Origin of the sequence: Microbacterium sp. PAMC22086 (assembly GCF_019443525.1) — a bacterium.
Lineage (GTDB): Bacteria > Actinomycetota > Actinomycetes > Actinomycetales > Microbacteriaceae > Microbacterium > Microbacterium maritypicum.
Map to the genome: position 1 here is coordinate 2,716,047 of NZ_CP080380.1, position 16,351 is coordinate 2,732,397.

At 67.4% G+C, this 16,351-nt stretch carries 18 protein-coding genes and 2 tRNA genes; 3 read left to right on the plus strand and 17 right to left on the minus strand.

Translation table 11 applies throughout. The features are described 5' to 3' along the window. The first annotated feature begins 5 nt into the window (after nucleotides 1-5). On the plus strand, nucleotides 6-503 hold the full coding sequence (locus KY497_RS13475; protein WP_141386152.1) for a GyrI-like domain-containing protein: 498 nt from the start codon (nucleotides 6-8) through the stop codon (nucleotides 501-503). 71 nt (nucleotides 504-574) lie between these two features. On the opposite strand, the gene KY497_RS13480 is transcribed toward KY497_RS13475, so the two are convergent. The 12 genes from KY497_RS13480 to KY497_RS13535 all read right to left on the minus strand — a co-directional run bounded on the left by KY497_RS13480 (nucleotide 575) and on the right by KY497_RS13535 (nucleotide 11,030). Next, the gene (locus tag KY497_RS13480; RefSeq protein ID WP_219869257.1) at nucleotides 575-1,111 is read right to left on the minus strand and encodes an NUDIX hydrolase; all 537 of its coding nucleotides are present in this window, start codon (nucleotides 1,109-1,111) and stop codon (nucleotides 575-577) included. Further along, on the minus strand, nucleotides 1,108-2,376 hold the full coding sequence (gene clpX / locus KY497_RS13485) for an ATP-dependent Clp protease ATP-binding subunit ClpX (RefSeq protein WP_017830302.1): 1,269 nt from the start codon (nucleotides 2,374-2,376) through the stop codon (nucleotides 1,108-1,110). Before clpX ends, KY497_RS13480 begins: the two co-directional genes overlap by 4 nt. A gap of 129 nt (nucleotides 2,377-2,505) precedes the next feature. After that, complete coding sequence (locus tag KY497_RS13490) at nucleotides 2,506-2,793, minus strand: hypothetical protein (protein WP_141386154.1); 288 nt, start codon at nucleotides 2,791-2,793, stop codon at nucleotides 2,506-2,508. A 333-nt stretch (nucleotides 2,794-3,126) separates the two neighbouring features. Further along, nucleotides 3,127-3,978: an aldehyde dehydrogenase family protein gene (locus KY497_RS13495; RefSeq protein ID WP_017830300.1), complete on the minus strand. Its 852-nt coding sequence runs from the start codon at nucleotides 3,976-3,978 to the stop codon at nucleotides 3,127-3,129. Further along, entirely contained in the window at nucleotides 3,975-5,417 is a 1,443-nt protein-coding gene (locus KY497_RS13500; protein WP_017830299.1) for an aldehyde dehydrogenase family protein, read from the minus strand. Before KY497_RS13500 ends, KY497_RS13495 begins: the two co-directional genes overlap by 4 nt. A gap of 13 nt (nucleotides 5,418-5,430) precedes the next feature. Beyond that, nucleotides 5,431-6,432: a deoxyribose-phosphate aldolase gene (gene deoC, locus KY497_RS13505; protein WP_017830298.1), complete on the minus strand. Its 1,002-nt coding sequence runs from the start codon at nucleotides 6,430-6,432 to the stop codon at nucleotides 5,431-5,433. Next, the gene (locus KY497_RS13510; protein WP_229778858.1) at nucleotides 6,429-7,364 is read right to left on the minus strand and encodes a sugar-binding transcriptional regulator; all 936 of its coding nucleotides are present in this window, start codon (nucleotides 7,362-7,364) and stop codon (nucleotides 6,429-6,431) included. Before KY497_RS13510 ends, deoC begins: the two co-directional genes overlap by 4 nt. 152 nt (nucleotides 7,365-7,516) lie before the next feature. Further along, on the minus strand, nucleotides 7,517-8,158 hold the full coding sequence (locus tag KY497_RS13515) for an ATP-dependent Clp protease proteolytic subunit (RefSeq protein WP_141386156.1): 642 nt from the start codon (nucleotides 8,156-8,158) through the stop codon (nucleotides 7,517-7,519). Between the two features lie 20 nt (nucleotides 8,159-8,178). After that, complete coding sequence (locus KY497_RS13520; protein ID WP_017830295.1) at nucleotides 8,179-8,775, minus strand: ATP-dependent Clp protease proteolytic subunit; 597 nt, start codon at nucleotides 8,773-8,775, stop codon at nucleotides 8,179-8,181. An 81-nt stretch (nucleotides 8,776-8,856) separates the two neighbouring features. After that, the gene (locus tag KY497_RS13525; RefSeq protein ID WP_219869258.1) at nucleotides 8,857-9,351 is read right to left on the minus strand and encodes a tetratricopeptide repeat protein; all 495 of its coding nucleotides are present in this window, start codon (nucleotides 9,349-9,351) and stop codon (nucleotides 8,857-8,859) included. Between the two features lie 72 nt (nucleotides 9,352-9,423). Beyond that, nucleotides 9,424-10,893: a trigger factor gene (gene tig / locus KY497_RS13530; RefSeq protein WP_141386157.1), complete on the minus strand. Its 1,470-nt coding sequence runs from the start codon at nucleotides 10,891-10,893 to the stop codon at nucleotides 9,424-9,426. Nucleotides 10,894-10,956: 63 nt separating this feature from the next. Then, a tRNA-Pro gene (locus KY497_RS13535) sits at nucleotides 10,957-11,030 on the minus strand. Nucleotides 11,031-11,139: 109 nt separating this feature from the next. Here KY497_RS13535 and KY497_RS13540 point away from each other — a divergent pair. Next, nucleotides 11,140-11,213 (plus strand) — tRNA-Gly (locus tag KY497_RS13540). A 109-nt stretch (nucleotides 11,214-11,322) separates the two neighbouring features. After that, complete coding sequence (locus KY497_RS13545) at nucleotides 11,323-12,525, plus strand: hypothetical protein (protein ID WP_219869259.1); 1,203 nt, start codon at nucleotides 11,323-11,325, stop codon at nucleotides 12,523-12,525. A 69-nt stretch (nucleotides 12,526-12,594) separates the two neighbouring features. Here the strand turns inward: KY497_RS13545 and KY497_RS13550 are convergent, their stop codons facing one another. From KY497_RS13550 to gap, 5 genes are all read right to left on the minus strand, one after another. After that, a complete protein-coding gene (locus KY497_RS13550; protein WP_017830291.1) occupies nucleotides 12,595-12,948 on the minus strand; it encodes an RNA polymerase-binding protein RbpA in 354 nt (117 codons plus the stop codon). Further along, nucleotides 12,948-13,196 (minus strand): preprotein translocase subunit SecG, encoded by a 249-nt coding sequence (secG, locus tag KY497_RS13555; RefSeq protein WP_017202783.1) that lies wholly within the window; start codon nucleotides 13,194-13,196, stop codon nucleotides 12,948-12,950. Before secG ends, KY497_RS13550 begins: the two co-directional genes overlap by 1 nt. Nucleotides 13,197-13,277: 81 nt before the next feature. Next, nucleotides 13,278-14,069: a triose-phosphate isomerase gene (gene tpiA / locus KY497_RS13560; protein ID WP_218682632.1), complete on the minus strand. Its 792-nt coding sequence runs from the start codon at nucleotides 14,067-14,069 to the stop codon at nucleotides 13,278-13,280. Then, entirely contained in the window at nucleotides 14,060-15,274 is a 1,215-nt protein-coding gene (locus KY497_RS13565) for a phosphoglycerate kinase (RefSeq protein WP_141386161.1), read from the minus strand. Before KY497_RS13565 ends, tpiA begins: the two co-directional genes overlap by 10 nt. A 10-nt stretch (nucleotides 15,275-15,284) precedes the next feature. Continuing rightward, nucleotides 15,285-16,295 carry a type I glyceraldehyde-3-phosphate dehydrogenase gene (gene gap / locus KY497_RS13570; protein WP_219869260.1) on the minus strand — a complete coding sequence of 337 codons (1,011 nt, stop codon included), beginning with the start codon at nucleotides 16,293-16,295 and terminating at the stop codon, nucleotides 15,285-15,287. Between the last annotated feature and the right edge of the window lie 56 nt (nucleotides 16,296-16,351).

The window sequence follows — 16,351 nt, forward strand, 5'->3', positions numbered from 1 at the left end:
AGCGCATGAGTGCATTCCCCGACGCCCCCTTCGGTCCTGCCGACCGGCTCGACCTCGACGCCGTCCCCCTCGCCGTCATCCGACACAAAGGCATCCGCATCGCCGACCTCCCGGCCGCGTTCGACGCGAGCTACTCGGCGATCGCACTGACGTTCGCGGGCGACGTGTTGATCCCGACCGGCCCTGCGCTGGCGATCTACCACGGTGATCCGATGGGCGTGTTCGACCTCGAGATCGGTTACCCCGTGCAGTCGCCGCCCGATCATCCCATCCCGACCGCCAGCGGGAGTGTCATCGTCGCCTCGACCCTGCCCGAAGGCCCAGCGGTCGCGACGACCCTATTGGGTTCCTACGAAGAGCTCGGCGCCGCGTGGGCAGGGCTGGTCGAGCGCGCAGCGGCAGAAGGCCTCCGTCCCGGAGGCGTCTGGATCGAGGTCTACGTCTCCGACCCGAGCACCGCGCCGGCGGAGCTGCGCACCGATCTGCTCATGCAGACCGCCTGACCCGGGACCAGGCAGCGCCGCCTACTGCGGCGGTGCGGAGTGGCGATCCCCGCCCCACGCCGCGGCACCGGTCATCGTCCGAGCCAGTCCATCGCCTTGTACCAGGTGAGCTGGTGGTAGCTCTGCGAGAGGCGGTCACCGAGCCCGTCGAGCGACAGCACGTGCACGGCGATCGACTCGCCGTCGTCGAGCGACTGCTCCGCGACGCGCCGGCATCCTCGCGCGAGGAAGTGGTGCACGCGGTTGGTGTGGTTGCCGAAGTTGGCCCACGTCGCACCGAGCCCGATGAGGTCGTCGGACTCGAAGCCCGTTTCCTCGAGGAGTTCCCGGGCGGCCGCGTCTTCCGGCGACTCCCCGGGCTCCACTCCCCCGCCGATCGTGCCGATGGCCACGATGGCGGCGCCGTGACGGTACTCCTCGACGACGATCGCGTCGTCGTTCCCGTCGAGGGCCAGTACCGAGATCCAGTCGCCGTACTCCAGCACGTAGTACGGCGCTATCGACCGGCCGCTGGTGTCTTCGCAGTCGTCCGCACGGAGACGGATCCACTGGTCTTCGACGACCGTCCTGCGGGCGATCGTCGTCCAGGCGGCCGGCTCAGCGCTCACGCGCTCTTGCGCTTGCGCTCCATCACGATGGTGGGCGGTGCGCCTTCGTCGACGGCCGCGCGCGTGACGATGACCTTCGCGACGTCTTCCGCCGACGGGATCTCGAACATGATCGGTCCCAGCACGTCTTCCAGGATCGCGCGGAGTCCGCGGGCACCGGTCTTGCGCTCGACAGCGAGGTCGGCGATCGATCGCAGTGCATCCTCTTCGAACTCGAGCTGCACGCCGTCGATCTCGAACATGCGCTGGTACTGCTTCACCAGAGCGTTGCGCGGGCCGGTGAGGATGTCGATGAGCGCGGACTGGTCGAGAGGCGACACCGAGGTGACGACCGGAAGACGCCCGATGAACTCGGGGATGAGTCCGAACTTGTGCAGGTCTTCGGGGAGCACCTCGCTGAAGAGATCGAGGTCTTTGCCCTTGTCATGCAGCGGGGCGCCGAAGCCGATGCCGTGCTTGCCGACACGCGCCGACACGATGTCTTCCAGGCCTGCGAAGGCTCCGGCGACGATGAACAGCACGTTCGAGGTGTCGATCTGCAGGAACTCCTGATGCGGGTGCTTGCGGCCGCCCTGCGGCGGAACCGAGGCGACCGTGCCCTCGATGATCTTCAGGAGAGCCTGCTGCACGCCCTCCCCCGAGACGTCGCGGGTGATCGACGGGTTCTCGGCCTTGCGGGCGATCTTGTCTACCTCGTCGATGTAGATGATGCCCTGCTCCGCGCGCTTGACGTCGTAGTCCGCAGCCTGGATGAGCTTGAGGAGGATGTTCTCGACGTCTTCGCCGACGTAGCCGGCCTCGGTCAGCGCGGTGGCATCGGCCACGGCGAACGGGACGTTGAGGCGCTTCGCGAGCGTCTGTGCGAGGTAGGTCTTGCCGCATCCGGTCGGGCCGATGAGCAGGATGTTGCTCTTGGCGATCTCGACCTCTTCCGCCTTCTGCTCGGCGGTCTGCAGGGTGCCGTGCGCACGCACGCGCTTGTAGTGGTTGTAGACGGCGACGGCGAGGGCACGCTTCGCAGGCTCCTGGCCGACGACGTACTCCTCGAGGAACGCGAAGATCTCACGCGGCTTGGGAAGCTCGAACTCGGCGACCCCATCGGCTGACGACTCGGCCATGCGCTCTTCGATGATCTCGTTGCACAGTTCGACGCACTCGTCGCAGATGTACACGCCGGGGCCCGCGATGAGCTGCTGGACCTGCTTCTGACTCTTTCCGCAGAAAGAGCATTTGAACAGGTCAGCGCTTTCACCGATGCGTGCCATGCGCGTCCTCCTAGGGGGATCAGAGATCGTCCTTCGAGCCTAACCGCTGCATACGACACCGGGCCGCATTGGCGCGTAGTGCTTTGCGCATACCGGCGAGCTCTGGTCTGCGGCGAGTCGGATCCGGACTCACTGCGCGGGCAGGCACCCTCCGTCCATGATGTATCCGCCCGCCTCGACGCGGACCGCATCCTGACGCACCTCGCCGAACACGCACCCGCCCTCCGGCGCGCCGGCTCCGAACTCCACGGCAGCCTCGTCACCGCGGACCACGGCGCCCGGGAGGCCGATCTCCTGCAACGCCTGCTCGACGGCCCGGATCGAGATCTCGCCTTCCGTCCGCAGTGCTTCCAGACGCACACGCAGGTCGGCCACCGGCTGCACCGCTGCTGCCGCAGCCTCGTCAGAGAGCTCCATGCGATCCCGATATCGATCGTTCTGCGCCATGGCGTGATCTGGATCGTACGGCGCGCATTCCGGGGGAAGCACCGCACCGTCGTTCTGGGGGCACGCCACGGTGGGCGTGGGCGGGGCCGGACTCCCCGCACCGCCCGTCTCGGCCGGCACCACGGCGCATCCCCCGAGCAAGAGTGTCCCGGCGAGCAGGAGCGACAAGACCGCGGAGGGATTCCGACGTGGCGTGATCGTCATGCCGTCATGAAACCACAGTGATGCTCCCGCAACGCCCTTTCGAGAGAGAAGGCCCTGCGGCGCGATGCGCGGCAGGGCCCTCCGTCGTTCCGACGTCCGTCAGACCATGCTCTTGGTGTGCCAGACGGTCTTGATCTCCGTGAACGCGCCGATCCGCTCCGGAGAGGCCACGACCTCACCCGGAGTCAGCACGCGCTTGAGCGTCTCGGCCGCAGCGATCTGCATGTCGACCCAGTCGAGAGCACCCGCACCCGCCAGGTCGAGCGCGTTCACGTCCTGGTGCGAGGCCAACCACGGGGCGATCTCCGCCGGCGAGCCCGTCAGCACGTTGACGACGCCACCGGGGACGTCGCTGGTGGCCAGCACCTCGGCGAGGCTGATGGCCGAGAGCGGGTGCTGCTCGCTCGCGACGACGACCACCGTGTTCCCGGCGACCAGAGCCGGAGCCACGACCGACACCAGACCGAGCAGCGCCGAGTCCTGGGGTGCGACGATCGCGACGACCCCGGTCGGCTCCGGCACGGAGATGTTGAAGTACGGACCCGAGACGGGGTTCGCGTTACCCGCCACCTGGGCGTACTTGTCGCACCATCCGGCGTACCAGACCCAGAGATCGATGGCTTCGTCGACCTGCGAGGCCGCGGCCGCAGCCGAGACGCCCTCCTGCGCCGAGATCTCCTCGACGAACTGCGCACGACGGCCTTCGAGCACCTCCGCGACGCGGTACAGGACCTGTCCGCGGTTGTAGGCGGTCGCACCGGACCAGCCCTTGACCGCAGCACGAGCGGCCACGACGGCGTCGCGAGCGTCCTTGCGGGAACCCTTCGCCGCATTCGCGAGGAAGGCACCCTTGGGGGTGAGCACCTCGTACGTGCGGCCGGATTCGCTCCGCGGGAAGGCCCCGCCGATCGCCAGCTTGTACGTCTTAGGCACGGTCAGTCGCTTGCTCATGCTGCGGCTCCCTTGAGGTAGGCGGTGAGACCCTGGCGGCCGCCCTCGCGGCCGAACCCGGACTCCTTGTAACCGCCGAACGGGCTCGACGGGTCGAAGCGGTTGAAGGTGTTGGCCCAGATGACACCGGCACGCAGGCGGTCGGCCACAGCGAGGATGCGCGATCCCTTGTCGGACCAGATGCCTGCGGACAGGCCGTAAGGCGTGTTGTTCGCCTTCGCGATGGCCTCGGCGGGTGTGCGGAAGGTGAGCACCGAGAGCACGGGGCCGAAGACCTCATCACGGGCGATGCGATGCGACGCCTCGACACCGGTGAAGATCGTCGGGGCGAACCAGAAGCCCTGCTCCGGGATCGCGCAGTCCGCACTCCAGCGCTCTGCGCCCTCGGCTTCCCCGATGTCGCTGAGCTCACGGATGCGCGCCAGCTGGGCTGCGGAGTTGATCGCACCGATGTCGGTGTTCTTGTCGAGCGGGTCGCCGAGGCGCAGCGTCGACAGGCGCGTCTTGAGCCGGTCGACGACCTCATCGTGGATCGACTCCTGCACCAGCAGGCGGCTTCCCGCGCAGCACACGTGACCCTGGTTGAAGAAGATCCCGTTCACGATGCCTTCGATGGCCTGATCGATGGGGGCGTCGTCGAACACGATGTTCGCGGCCTTGCCGCCGAGCTCCAGCGTCAGCTTCTTGTGGGTGCCTGCCACGGCCCGTGCGATGTCGCGGCCGACACCGGTCGAACCGGTGAAGGCCACCTTGTCCACATCCGGGTGGCGGACGAGAGTGGAGCCGGTGGCACCGGCACCCGTCACGATGTTCACGACACCGGCCGGAAGGTCGGCCTGCTGAAGGATCTCCGCGAAGATCAGCGCCGTGAGCGGCGTGGTCTCCGCAGGCTTGAGCACGACCGTGTTGCCGGCGGCGAGTGCAGGCGCGATCTTCCAGGCGAGCATCAACAGTGGGAAGTTCCACGGGATGATCTGCCCGGCGACGCCGAGAGCGCGGGGGTTCGCGCCGAGTCCGGCGTGATCGAGCTTGTCCGCCCAGCCCGCGTAGTAGAAGAACCACGAGGCGACCAGCGGCACGTCGACGTCGCGACTCTCCTTGATCGGCTTGCCGTTGTCGAGGCTCTCGGCGACGGCGAGCTCGCGGGCGCGCTCCTGCACGAGGCGCGCGATGCGGAAGAGGTACTTGCCGCGATCGCGGCCGCTCATCTTCGACCAGGTCTTCTCGTAGGCGCGACGAGCAGCGGCGACCGCGCGGTCGACATCCTCGTCACTGGCCGAGGCGATCTCGGCGATGTGCTTCTCCGTCGCCGGCGAGATGGTGTGGAACGGGGTGCCCGAGCCGTCGACGAACTCGCCGTCGATGAACAGGCCGTAGCTGTCCTTGAGGTTCAGGATCGCGGTGGACTCCGGTGCGGGAGCGTATTCCAGAAATGACATGTTCGTCTTCCCGTCAGTCGATCGTGACGTAGTCGGGGCCCGAGTAGTGGCCGGAGCTGAGCTTCTGACGCTGCAGGAGCACATCGTTGAGGAGGCTGGATGCGCCGAAGCGGAAGAGGTGCGGCTGGAGCCACTCCTCGCCCACGGTCTCGGCGACGGTCACGAGATACTTCACCGCGTCCTTCGAGGAACGGATGCCACCGGCCGGCTTGACGCCGATCTTCTCTCCGGTGCCACGGTGCCAGTCGCGCACGGTCTCCAGCATCAGCAGGGTGGTCGGGAGCGTCGCGGCGGGCTGGACCTTGCCGGTCGAGGTTTTGATGAAGTCGCCCCCGGCCAGGATGCCGAGCCACGAGGCACGCTTGATGTTGTCGTAGGTGTTCAGCTCACCGGTCTCCAGGATCACCTTGAGCGAGGCGTAGGAGCCGTCTTCGCGACGGCACGCTTCCTTGACCTGGGCGATCTGGTCGAACACGAGACCGTAGCGGCCCGACAGGAACGCCCCACGGTCGATGACCATGTCGATCTCGTCGGCTCCGGCGGCGACCGCCTCAGCGGTGTCGGCGAGCTTGATCGCGAGCGACGAGCGCCCGCTCGGGAATGCCGTGGCCACCGCCGCGACGGAGATCAGACCGTCGTCGGGGTCGCCGTGCAGGCTCCCCAGCGCCGTGACCGCGTCGGCGACCATGTCGCCGTAGACGCAGACGGCGGCAACCCGCGGGGTCGACGCATCGGCGGCATCCGGGTTCTTCGCCTTGGCGACCAGGGAGCGCACCTTGCCGGGGGTGTCCGCGCCCTCGAGCGTCGTCAGGTCGATCAGCTTGATGATCGTGTCGAGCGCCCACGCCTTCGAGGTGGTCTTGATCGAGCGGGTGCCGAGCCCGGCAGCGCGCTGCTCCAGACCGACGGCGTCCACTCCGGGAAGTCCGTGCAGGAAACGCCGGAGCGTGGCGTCGTCGGGCTCTCCGCCCAGAACGTCCACCGCCGTCCTGCGGTTGAGTTCTTTGGTCGTCACTGTTCCTCCAACAATGCTCGTGCTGTGGTCTCATCGGTCACCAGAACGCCGCACAGGCCGCTGGTCACGACAGTGCGCGCGATGTCGTGCTTGGCGGGTCCCGCCGTGACGAAGATCGCGCGGGCGGCTCCGCGCAGGCGGTCGAGCGAGACGCCGACCGTTCGCGCATCGAGCTGTGAGTCGACGATGTTGCCCTCGGCGTCGACATAGCGCCCGAGAACGTCTCCGACCGCGCCACGACGCGCGAGCTCTTCCACGTCCTCGGCGCTGAGGTATCCGTTCTCGACGTGAGCGGAAGAGGCATCGCAGGGTCCGGCGGTAAACAGGAACGCCTGCGCCTCCGCGGCTTCTTCGAGCACCGCGGCGACCGTGCGGTCGGACTCGATCGCCTGCTTCGTCTCCACGCGCTCGAGGATCGCGGGGCTCGGAAGCAGGGAGACCTGTCCCGAGGCGCGCTGCGCGATCGTGACAGCGAGGCCGGCAGCACCGCCGGAGCGCCGGTTCAGGCTCACTCCCCCGTTGAGCTGCACGACGGTCACGCCGTTCGCCCACCCGTCGGGGAGCGCTTCGGCGACTGCGCGGAGCGTGCGTCCCCAGCTCACCCCGAGAGTGCGGGGCACCGGCCGGAGGGCGGTCAGGAAGTCTGCGGCGGCCTGCGCGACGCGCTCGAGTGTGCCGTCATCGCCGTCGGGCGCCGGCACGACGACGGCATCCGTCAGTCCGAACCGGTCGACCAGAAGCCGCTCGAGGCCGAGCCTGCGGGCGCGCGGGTGCACGATCTCGATGCGCACGATGCCTCGTTCACGGGCCTGGGTGAGCAGCCGACCGACCTTCCACCGGGAGATCTTGAGGAGTCCGCCGATCTCGTCCTGGGTCTTGTCCTCGTCGTAGTACAGCTCGGCGACGCGAACCATGAGCAGATCTTCTTCCACGGCTTCCTCCTTCCTCCTCCAGAGTAGGCCTTTGACAGCGTTCGCGCACCATCTTGCTCATATGCGCATTCTCCGCCAGGGCGAGTGCACATCCGCCGGGACGACGAAAGGGCGCCCGTCGTGATGACGGACGCCCTTCGAGTCGATCGGGATCAGGCGCGCTTGCGCGTCGTGAGCACCTGGTCGACGATGCCGTACTCCAGCGCCTGCGATGCGGAGAGGATGTTGTCGCGGTCGATGTCGCGGTTCACCTGCTCCGGGGTGCGCTTGGTGTGCCCGGCGAGGGTCTCCTCGAGCCACGTGCGCATGCGGAGGATCTCCGCGGCCTGGATCTCGATGTCGGAGGCCTGGCCGTGCCCGGCCTCCCCCATCGCGGGCTGGTGGATGAGCACCCGGGCGTTCGGGAGCGCGAGGCGCTTGCCCGGCGCGCCGGCCGCGAGCAGCACGGCCGCAGCAGAGGCCGCCTGGCCGAGCACCACGGTCTGGATCTGCGGCGCGACGTACTGCATCGTGTCGTAGATCGCCGTCATCGCGGTGAACGAGCCACCGGGCGAGTTGATGTACATCGTGATGTCACGCTCGGCATCCTGGCTCTCCAGGACGAGGAGCTGCGCCATCACGTCGTCGGCCGAGGCGTCGTCGACCTGCACGCCGAGGAAGATCACGCGGTCTTCGAACAGCTTGTTGTACGGGTCCTGACGCTTGAAGCCGTAGGCCGTGCGCTCCTCGAACTGCGGGAGCACGTAGCGGCTGGAGGGCAGGTCACCGGCTGAGCGGAAGGTGGGTGTGTACATGAGCGTCCTTTCGCTTTCCGTTACTCGGTGTCCTGGTCGGTTCCGCCGCCGCCGATGACGTCGGAGGCCGATTCGCGGATGTGGTCGACGAAGCCGTACTCGAGCGCTTCCTCGGCCGTGAACCAGCGGTCGCGGTCACCGTCGGCGTTGATCTGCTCGACGGACTTCCCGGTCTGGGCCGCCGTGATCTCGGCAAGGCGGTTCTTCATCGACATGATGAGCTGCGCCTGGGTCTGGATGTCGCTCGACGTTCCGCCGAAGCCACCGTGCGGCTGGTGCAGCAGCACTCGCGCGTTGGGCGTGATGTACCGCTTGCCCTTGGTGCCCGCGGTGAGCAGCAGCTGGCCCATCGAGGCGGCCATACCGATGCCGACCGTGACGATGTCGTTCGGCACGAACTGCATCGTGTCGTAGATCGCCATGCCGGCGGTGATGGAGCCACCGGGCGAGTTCACGTAGAGGTAGATGTCTCGCTCGGAGTCCTCTGCGGCGAGAAGAAGGATCTTCGCGCAGATCTCGTTCGCGTTCTCGTCGCGCACCTCCGACCCCAGCCAGATGATGCGGTCCTTCAGCAACCTGTCGAAGACGCTCGTTGCGAGGAGGGGTTCTGCAGCCATGTCAGCTCCTGATTCCGTGTTTCAGTGATTCGAATCTACCGGCGTCAACGCAGCACCCAGGCCGTGTTCGCCGTCGGCATATCAGGTGTCGGCGTCCGCGATCTCGCGGGCATATGCCGTCATCGACCGGTGGTAGCGCGGCAGATGCGGCACCAGGGCGAGCAGAGCCACCGACAGACCCTGCGCCGGCCGTCCCGCGCTCGCGAGGATGAGGGCATGGACGCACGCGATGGCGTCGCGATACGGACCGTCCGCCAACAGCTCCTCCTCGGCGCGGATCACGGCGAGGGCGTCGTCGTACTCGCCGAGGTTCCGCAGAGAGCTGGCCATCTGGATCACGCACTGCGGGCGATGCTCCTCGTCCAAGCCCAGCGCCAGGGCGCGCCGATACAGCACGACGGCCTCCGCCGGTCTCCCCGCGGAATCCCGCGCACCACCGCGCTCGAACTCCGCACGAGCGTCATCCGGTCCGCGTTCGGCGGCGAGGGCGTCGATGCGGGCGATCGTGTCGTCGCCGACCTCTTCGCCTGTCGCGTCATCCCACACCTCGTCGATGCGCTCATCCCACGTCTTCATCACTGTCCGCTCCCTGTATGGAAAAGAGGGCGGATGCCGCAGCATCCGCCCTCTTCACTGGATCGTGTCCGATCACTCGGCCTTGTCGGCCGCCTTCTTGGCCGGAGCCTTCTTGGCGGCGGGCTTCTTGGCAGCCGGCTTCTCGGCCTCGTCAGCCGCGTCGGCCTTCTTGGCCGGAGCCTTCTTGGCAGCAGACTTCTTGGCAGGGGCCTTCTTGGCCGGCTTCTCCTCGACCTCGGCGGACTCGGCCTCGGCGGCCTCGTCGTCGGTGACGATGAAGTCGGACAGATCGACGGGCTTGCCGTTGCTGTCGACGACCTTCACCTTGCCCAGGGCGATCGCGAGGGCCTTGTTGCGGGCGACCTCACCGACGAGCGCCGGCAGCTGGTTCGAGGACTGCAGCGCCTCGACGAACTCCTGCGGAGCCATGCCGTACTGCGCAGCCGACTGGATGAGGTACTGGCTGAGCTCTTCCTGCGACACCTGAACATCGGCCTGCTCGGCGATCGTGTCGAGGAGAACCTGCGTGCGGAACTGCTTCTCGCTGGCCTCGGTGACCTCGGCGCGGTGCACCTCGTCCTCGAGACGGCCCTCGCCCTCGAGGTGGTTGTGCACCTCGTCTTCGATGAGCTGCGGCGGGACCGGGATCTCGATCTGCTCGAGCAGCACCTCGACGAGCTTGTCGCGCGCGGCGGAGCCCTGCGTGAAGACGCCCTGCTGAGCGACGCGCTCGGCGAGGCTCTCGCGGAGCTCGGCGATCGTGTCGAACTCGCTCGCGATCTGCGCGAAGTCGTCGTCGGCCTCGGGGAGCTCGCGCTCCTTGACCGCCTTGACCGTCACGGAGACCTCGGCCTCGGAACCGGCGTGGTCGCCGCCGACCAGAGCCGAGCGGAACGTGGTGTCCTCACCGGCGGTGAGCGACTCGATCGCGTCGTCGATGCCCTCGAGCAGCTCGCCGGAGCCGACCTCGTAGGAGACGCCCTCGGCGCGGTCGATCTCGGCGCCGTCGATCGTGGCGACGAGGTCGAGCTCGACGAAGTCACCCTTCGCGGCGGGACGGTCGACCGGGACAAGCGTGCCGAAGCGGGCGCGCATGTTGTCGAGCTCTGCGTCGAGCGCGGCGTCATCGGCCTCGACGGCGTCGACCGTCACCGTGATGCCGTCGTAGGAGGGCAGCTCGATCTCGGGGCGGACGTCCACCTCGATGTCGACGAGCAGGTCACCCGAGAAGTCCTTCTCGTTCGGCCACTGCGTGATGTCGGCGGCCGGGCGGCCGACGACGCGCAGCTTGTGCTCGACCGTCGCGTCGCGGAAGAACTTGTCCAGGCCCTCGTTGACGGCGTGCTCGATGACGGCGCCACGACCGATGCGCTGGTCGATGATCGGAGCCGGGACCTTGCCCTTGCGGAAGCCGGGGATCTGCACGTCCTGAGCGATGTGCTCGTACGCGTGAGCGATGCTGGGCTTGAGGTCGTCCGGGGTGACCGTGATGGTGAGCTTGACCCGGGTCGGGGTCAGCTTCTCGACGGTGCTGTTCGCCATGCTGGTGTGTTCTCCTTGTGATTTCCGCTTCGAATCGCGGCTGTAAGGTCCGTGGGGGCCGTGTCGGGGCGACAGGAGTTGAACCTGCGACCTCCCGCTCCCAAAGCGGGCGCTCTACCAAACTGAGCTACGCCCCGGGGAATCCGCACGCGGATTCAGCCCCACCGAGTCTAACGGACAGGAGCATGCGTCAGAGTCCGGTATAGTCGATGAGTCGGTACCCAACCTTTCCGAAGGTGCGGATCCGGGGCTGTAGCTTAGTGGTAAAGCCTCTGTCTTCCAAACAGATGATGCGAGTTCGATTCTCGTCAGCCCCTCCACTCCAGAAGGCCCCCACCATCGGTGGGGGCCTTCTCGCATTCCTGTCCCTCCCGTCGAATACGCTGACAGCACCGCTGCACGCAGTCTCCGACCGGAAGGCACCATCGAATGGGTCAGACGCTTCGCGACGGCGGGCACCAGCTGCCCGTCCAGTTCTCCGCGGCATCCTCCGCCCCTGTACCGACGCCGCCACGCCGAAGCACGCGCACCGGACTCCTCCTCGGCCTGCTCGGTGGAGCCGCCGTGATCGCGGCCTTGGCCATCACTCAGGTGACCTCGAATCTCGGATACGACAGCGCCGCGTCGCAGTACGAGAGCGCCGCCGAGACGACGTCGAGCGCGAAGGCGCAGGTGCGCGACGAGATCGCCGGCCTGCGTGCCGCAACCGATGCGGCCGGACGGGTCATCTCGGGAGGGAACCAGCCGATCGCCGTGCCCGACGATGTGCATGCCGGACTCGCCTCGGCGGTCGAAGACAGCACCGCCACGGCCTCGGACGCGGATGGCGTCGTCGCGACGGACATCCCTGCCGTTGGTACGAAGCCCGGCTGGTTCTGGGAGCTGTTCGGCGCCACGTCGGAACTGGACGAGCGACTCCGCGACGTCGATGCCCTCGCCGACGAGCTCGTGGACGCCTCGACCGATATCGAAGACGCACGGGCGACGATGACCGAGAGCGGTCTGGCTGTGATCACCACCGCGGGCGAGGCCGCGCCCGGGTTCGAAGGCGCTCATCTCTCGGCACGCACCGAGACCGTGATCGCTCTGCGCGACGCGGCCGCGGAGGCGACGGCCGCGACGGCGGTGGATGAAGATGCGGCCACGGCCTACCTCGCCCTGCAGGACGCGGCTGCGCAGGTCATCGCGACCGAGCACGAAGAGCTGGCGGAGAAGGCAGGGCCGCTTCTGGACACCCGGCTCGAGATCGAGGCGTTCGCGCGGTCCCTCGCTCCCGGCGTGCTTCTCGACTTCGACTGGGCGCCGGTGGTCAGCGGCGCCGGCTACGACGGCAGCATGGGCGGCTATACGACCTGGTGGTGGGGAGAGAAGGGGCGGGCGACCATCGCACTCTCGAACTCGGTTGCCGAGCAGTGGCCGGGCGTCCGGAGCAAGGCGCTCGTCGCACACGAGGTCGGGCATGCGATCAGTGTCAAGTGTCAGAGCATGTACGACTCCTCAACGCAGGACAGCATCGAGAAGTGGGCGACCGCCTGGGCCATCAGCATGGGCTACACCGACGATGCCAACGGGGTCTGGGCATACGGATACCCTCCGCAGAACTACATCGACGCAGCGGCGGGCTGCCGCTGAGCACGGTCTCCGGATACGGAAGAAGCCGCCGCGATCACTCGCGGCGGCTTCTTCTAGGTCAGACCGAGGTCACTGTCCCCGGCGCTCACGCAACTGCGTGAGCGCATCGTCGAGAAGCTGGACGGCTTCCTCGTCGGTACGACGCTCCTTCACGTAGGCGAGGTGAGTCTTGTACGGTTCCGCCTTCGCGAGTGCAGGAGGATTCTCCTTGTCGCGACCGGCGGGAAGACCGGACTGCGGGTGATCGATCGTCTCCGGGATCTCCTCTTCCGGGAGACCGGCGGCGAAGTACCGCACGGTCTCGTTGCCGAGGCCGTCCCAGTACGAGACCGCGATGCGGTCGGCGTGATAGCCGTGGTCCTGCTCGCCCATGGGGCCGGAGCCCACTCGGGTTCCGCGGATCGCGTTTCCACCGGTTGCCATCAGATGACCTCGAATTTCGTGATGAGGCCCAGCGCGACGATGGAGACGAACCACGTCAGAGCCAGGACGACGGTGAAGCGGTTCAGGTTCCGCTCCGCGAGTCCGGAAGAGCCGACCGCGGAGGTCATGCCTCCACCGAACATGTCGGACAGGCCACCGCCGCGACCTTTGTGCAAGAGGATGAGGAGGGTCAGCAGAACGCTGGTGATACCCAGCACGACCTGCAGGACGAACTCGAGAATTGCCACGAGAAAGAGCCTTTCGCTGGGGCCGGAGCGCCCCCGTAACGGTCAAGTATACGGTGCAGCGGGGCCGAAGCCCCGCTGCACTCACACGCCGACGTGCTTCTCGAAGCGGATGATCGCGGCGAACTCGTCCACGACGAGGCTCGCCCCGCCGACCAGAGCGCCGTCCACATCGGGTTCGCGCATGAAGCTGGCGATGTTGCCCGACTTCACCGAACCGCCGTAGAGGATGCGCGTGCGCGCGGCCGCTTCGTCGCCCAAAACCTTCGCGATGACGGCGCGCAGTGCGGCGCAGACATCCTGCGCCTGCTGCGGGGTCGCCGCCTGGCCGGAGCCGATCGCCCATACGGGCTCGTAGGCCACGACGATGTCCGCCTTCGGCGAGACACCCTCGAGCGCGGCTTCGAGCTGGGACACCGGAACCGCACTGGCGCCGAACTTCTCGAGGTCGCCAGCGGTCTCACCGACGCAGATCACGGGCACGAGGCCGTGCCTGAGCGACGCCTTCACCTTGGCGGCCACGATGTCGTCGCCTTCGCAGTGGTACTCACGACGCTCGGAGTGTCCGATGATGACGTACTTCGCGTCGAGCTTCGCCAGGAACGCCCCGGAGACCTCGCCGGTGTACGCACCGAAGTCGTGCGCCGACACATCCTGCGCACCGAGCGCGAACGGGATCTTGTCCGCATCGATGAGCGTCTGCACGCTGCGGATGTCGGTGAAGGGCGGGAAGACCGCCACCTCGACGGACCCGTCCTCGTGCTTGGCATCCTTCAACGTCCAGTGCAGCTTCTGCACGAACGCGACCGCCTGAAGGTGGTCGAGATTCATCTTCCAGTTTCCCGCGATCAGCGGGGTACGGGAGTTCACGCCCATCCGAGGACCTCCAGCCCAGGTAGTTTCTTGCCCTCGAGGAATTCGAGGCTCGCGCCGCCGCCGGTCGAGATGTGACCGAACTGGTCGTCGGAGAATCCGAGCTGACGCACGGCCGCCGCGGAGTCACCGCCGCCCACCACGCTGAGGCCGTCGACCTCGGTGAGCGCCTGCGCCACGGTCTTGGTGCCGGCCGCGAACGCGGGGAACTCGAACACGCCCATCGGGCCGTTCCAGAACACCGTCTTCGACTCGCGGATGACCTCCGCGAAACGCTCCGCCGTCGCAGGGCCGATGTCCAGTCCGATGCCGGAGGCACCGAACGGCGTCGACTCGATCGCGTCGGCTGCGGCGACTTCGTGCGCGGCGTCCGCGGCGAAGGATGCGGCGACCACGACATCGGTGGGGAGCACGAGCTCCACGCCACGCTCGGCGGCCTCCGCGATGTAGCCGCGAACCGTCTCGAGCTGGTCCTCTTCCAGCAGGCTCGACGCCACGGCGTGGCCCTGTGCCTTCAGGAAGGTGAACAGCATGCCGCCGCCGACGAGGATCCTGTCCACCCGCGGAAGCAGATGCGAGATGACGCCCAGCTTGTCGCTGACCTTCGATCCGCCGAGAACGACCGCGTACGGGCGCTCCGGGTTCTCGGTCAGACGATCGAGCACATCGAGCTCGGCGGCGATCAGCAGGCCTGCCGCCGACGGGAGCAGCTCGGCGAGCTCGTAGACGCTCGCCTGCTTGCGGTGAACGACCCCGAACCCGTCGGAGACGAGAACGTCCCCGAGCGTGGCCAGCTCCGCGGCGAACGCGGCGCGGGTGGCGTCATCCTTCGCCGTCTCCCCCGCGTTGAACCGCAGGTTCTCGATGACGACGACCCCGCCGTCCTCGAGCGAGGCGACGGCCTCCTGAGCCGACTCGCCGACGGTGTCGCGTGCGAAGGCGACAGGAGCGCCGAGCAGCTCGGAGAGCCGCTGGGCCACCGGCTCCAGGCTGTACTGAGGATCGGGCGCGCCATCCGGACGGCCGAGGTGGGAGCACACGACCACGCGGGCACCCGCGTTGATCAGTGCATTGAGGGTCGGCAACGAGGCGCGGACACGGCCATCGTCCGTGATGATCCCATCCCGCAGGGGGACGTTGAGATCACAACGGACGATGACGCGCTTGCCCTCGAGCGACCCCAGTGTGTCCAGGGTGCGCAGAGTCATGTGTCTGAGCTTAGAGGCGCTCGGCCACGTACTCGGTCAGGTCGACGAGACGGTTGGAGTAGCCCCACTCGTTGTCGTACCAGCTGGAGACCTTGATCAGGTTGCCGCTGACGTTGGTGAGCGTCGAGTCGAAGATCGACGAGTGCGGGTTGTGCACGATGTCGCTCGAGACGATCGGGTCCTCGTTGTACTGGAGGAAACCGGCGAGGCGACCCTCGGCAGCAGCCTTCTTGTACGCCTCGTTGACCTCGTCGACCGTCAGGTTCTCGCGGTCCGTGATGAGGGTGAGGTCGACGATCGAGCCGGTGGGAACCGGGACGCGGTACGAGGAGCCGCTCAGCTTGCCCTGGAGCTCCGGCAGCACCTCTCCGATGGCCTTGGCGGCACCGGTGGAGGCGGGAGTGATGTTGATCGCGGCGGCGCGTGCACGGCGGAGGTCGCTGTGCGGGCCGTCCTGCAGGTTCTGGTCGGCGGTGTACGCGTGCGCGGTCATCATGAAGCCGCGGTCGATACCGAAGGCGTCGTTGAAGACCTGTGCCAGCGGTGCGAGGCAGTTCGTGGTGCAAGACGCGTTGGAGATGATGTGATCCGTCTCCGGGTTGTACGTGTCCTCGTTCACGCCCATGACGAACGTGCCGTCGACGCCGGTGCCCGGTGCCGAGATGAGGACCTTCTTCGCGCCGGCCTCGATGTGCTTCTTGGCCAGCTCGGCCTTGGTGAAGAAGCCGGTCGACTCGATCACGATGTCGACTCCCAGCTCGCCCCACGGGAGGCCTGCGGGGTCGCGCTCGGCGAACGTCTTGATCGTCTTGCCGTTGACGGTAATGCTGTCCTCGTCGTAGCTGATCTCGGCGTCGAGGACGCCGCCCACCGAGTCGTACTTCAGCAGGTGCGCCAGGGTCTTGTTGTCGGTGAGGTCGTTGACGGCGACGATCTCAAGGTCCGCTCCCTGCGCGAGAGCCGCGCGGAAGTAGTTGCGTCCGATGCGGCCGAAGCCGTTGATACCGATCTTGACAGACACTCAGGTCTCCCTGTTTCTCGTGCGCTGCACGCAGCTTTCCAGCAAGCGTGAAGCGC

Bases quoted from the DNA above. Each gene is read 5' to 3' on its own strand.
- KY497_RS13495 (WP_017830300.1), bottom strand. From the start codon at position 3,978: ATGAGCAAGCGACTGACCGTGCCTAAGACGTACAAGCTGGCGATCGGC.
- KY497_RS13565 (WP_141386161.1), bottom strand. From the start codon at position 15,274: ATGACTCTGCGCACCCTGGACACACTGGGGTCGCTCGAGGGCAAGCGC.
- KY497_RS13545 (WP_219869259.1), top strand. From the start codon at position 11,323: ATGGGTCAGACGCTTCGCGACGGCGGGCACCAGCTGCCCGTCCAGTTC.
- KY497_RS13525 (WP_219869258.1), bottom strand. From the start codon at position 9,351: ATGAAGACGTGGGATGAGCGCATCGACGAGGTGTGGGATGACGCGACA.
- KY497_RS13500 (WP_017830299.1), bottom strand. From the start codon at position 5,417: ATGTCATTTCTGGAATACGCTCCCGCACCGGAGTCCACCGCGATCCTG.
- KY497_RS13515 (WP_141386156.1), bottom strand. From the start codon at position 8,158: ATGTACACACCCACCTTCCGCTCAGCCGGTGACCTGCCCTCCAGCCGC.
- KY497_RS13520 (WP_017830295.1), bottom strand. From the start codon at position 8,775: ATGGCTGCAGAACCCCTCCTCGCAACGAGCGTCTTCGACAGGTTGCTG.
- tig (WP_141386157.1), bottom strand. From the start codon at position 10,893: ATGGCGAACAGCACCGTCGAGAAGCTGACCCCGACCCGGGTCAAGCTC.
- clpX (WP_017830302.1), bottom strand. From the start codon at position 2,376: ATGGCACGCATCGGTGAAAGCGCTGACCTGTTCAAATGCTCTTTCTGC.
- KY497_RS13550 (WP_017830291.1), bottom strand. From the start codon at position 12,948: ATGGCAACCGGTGGAAACGCGATCCGCGGAACCCGAGTGGGCTCCGGC.
- KY497_RS13475 (WP_141386152.1), top strand. From the start codon at position 6: ATGAGTGCATTCCCCGACGCCCCCTTCGGTCCTGCCGACCGGCTCGAC.
- KY497_RS13490 (WP_141386154.1), bottom strand. From the start codon at position 2,793: ATGGAGCTCTCTGACGAGGCTGCGGCAGCAGCGGTGCAGCCGGTGGCC.
- tpiA (WP_218682632.1), bottom strand. From the start codon at position 14,069: ATGGGCGTGAACTCCCGTACCCCGCTGATCGCGGGAAACTGGAAGATG.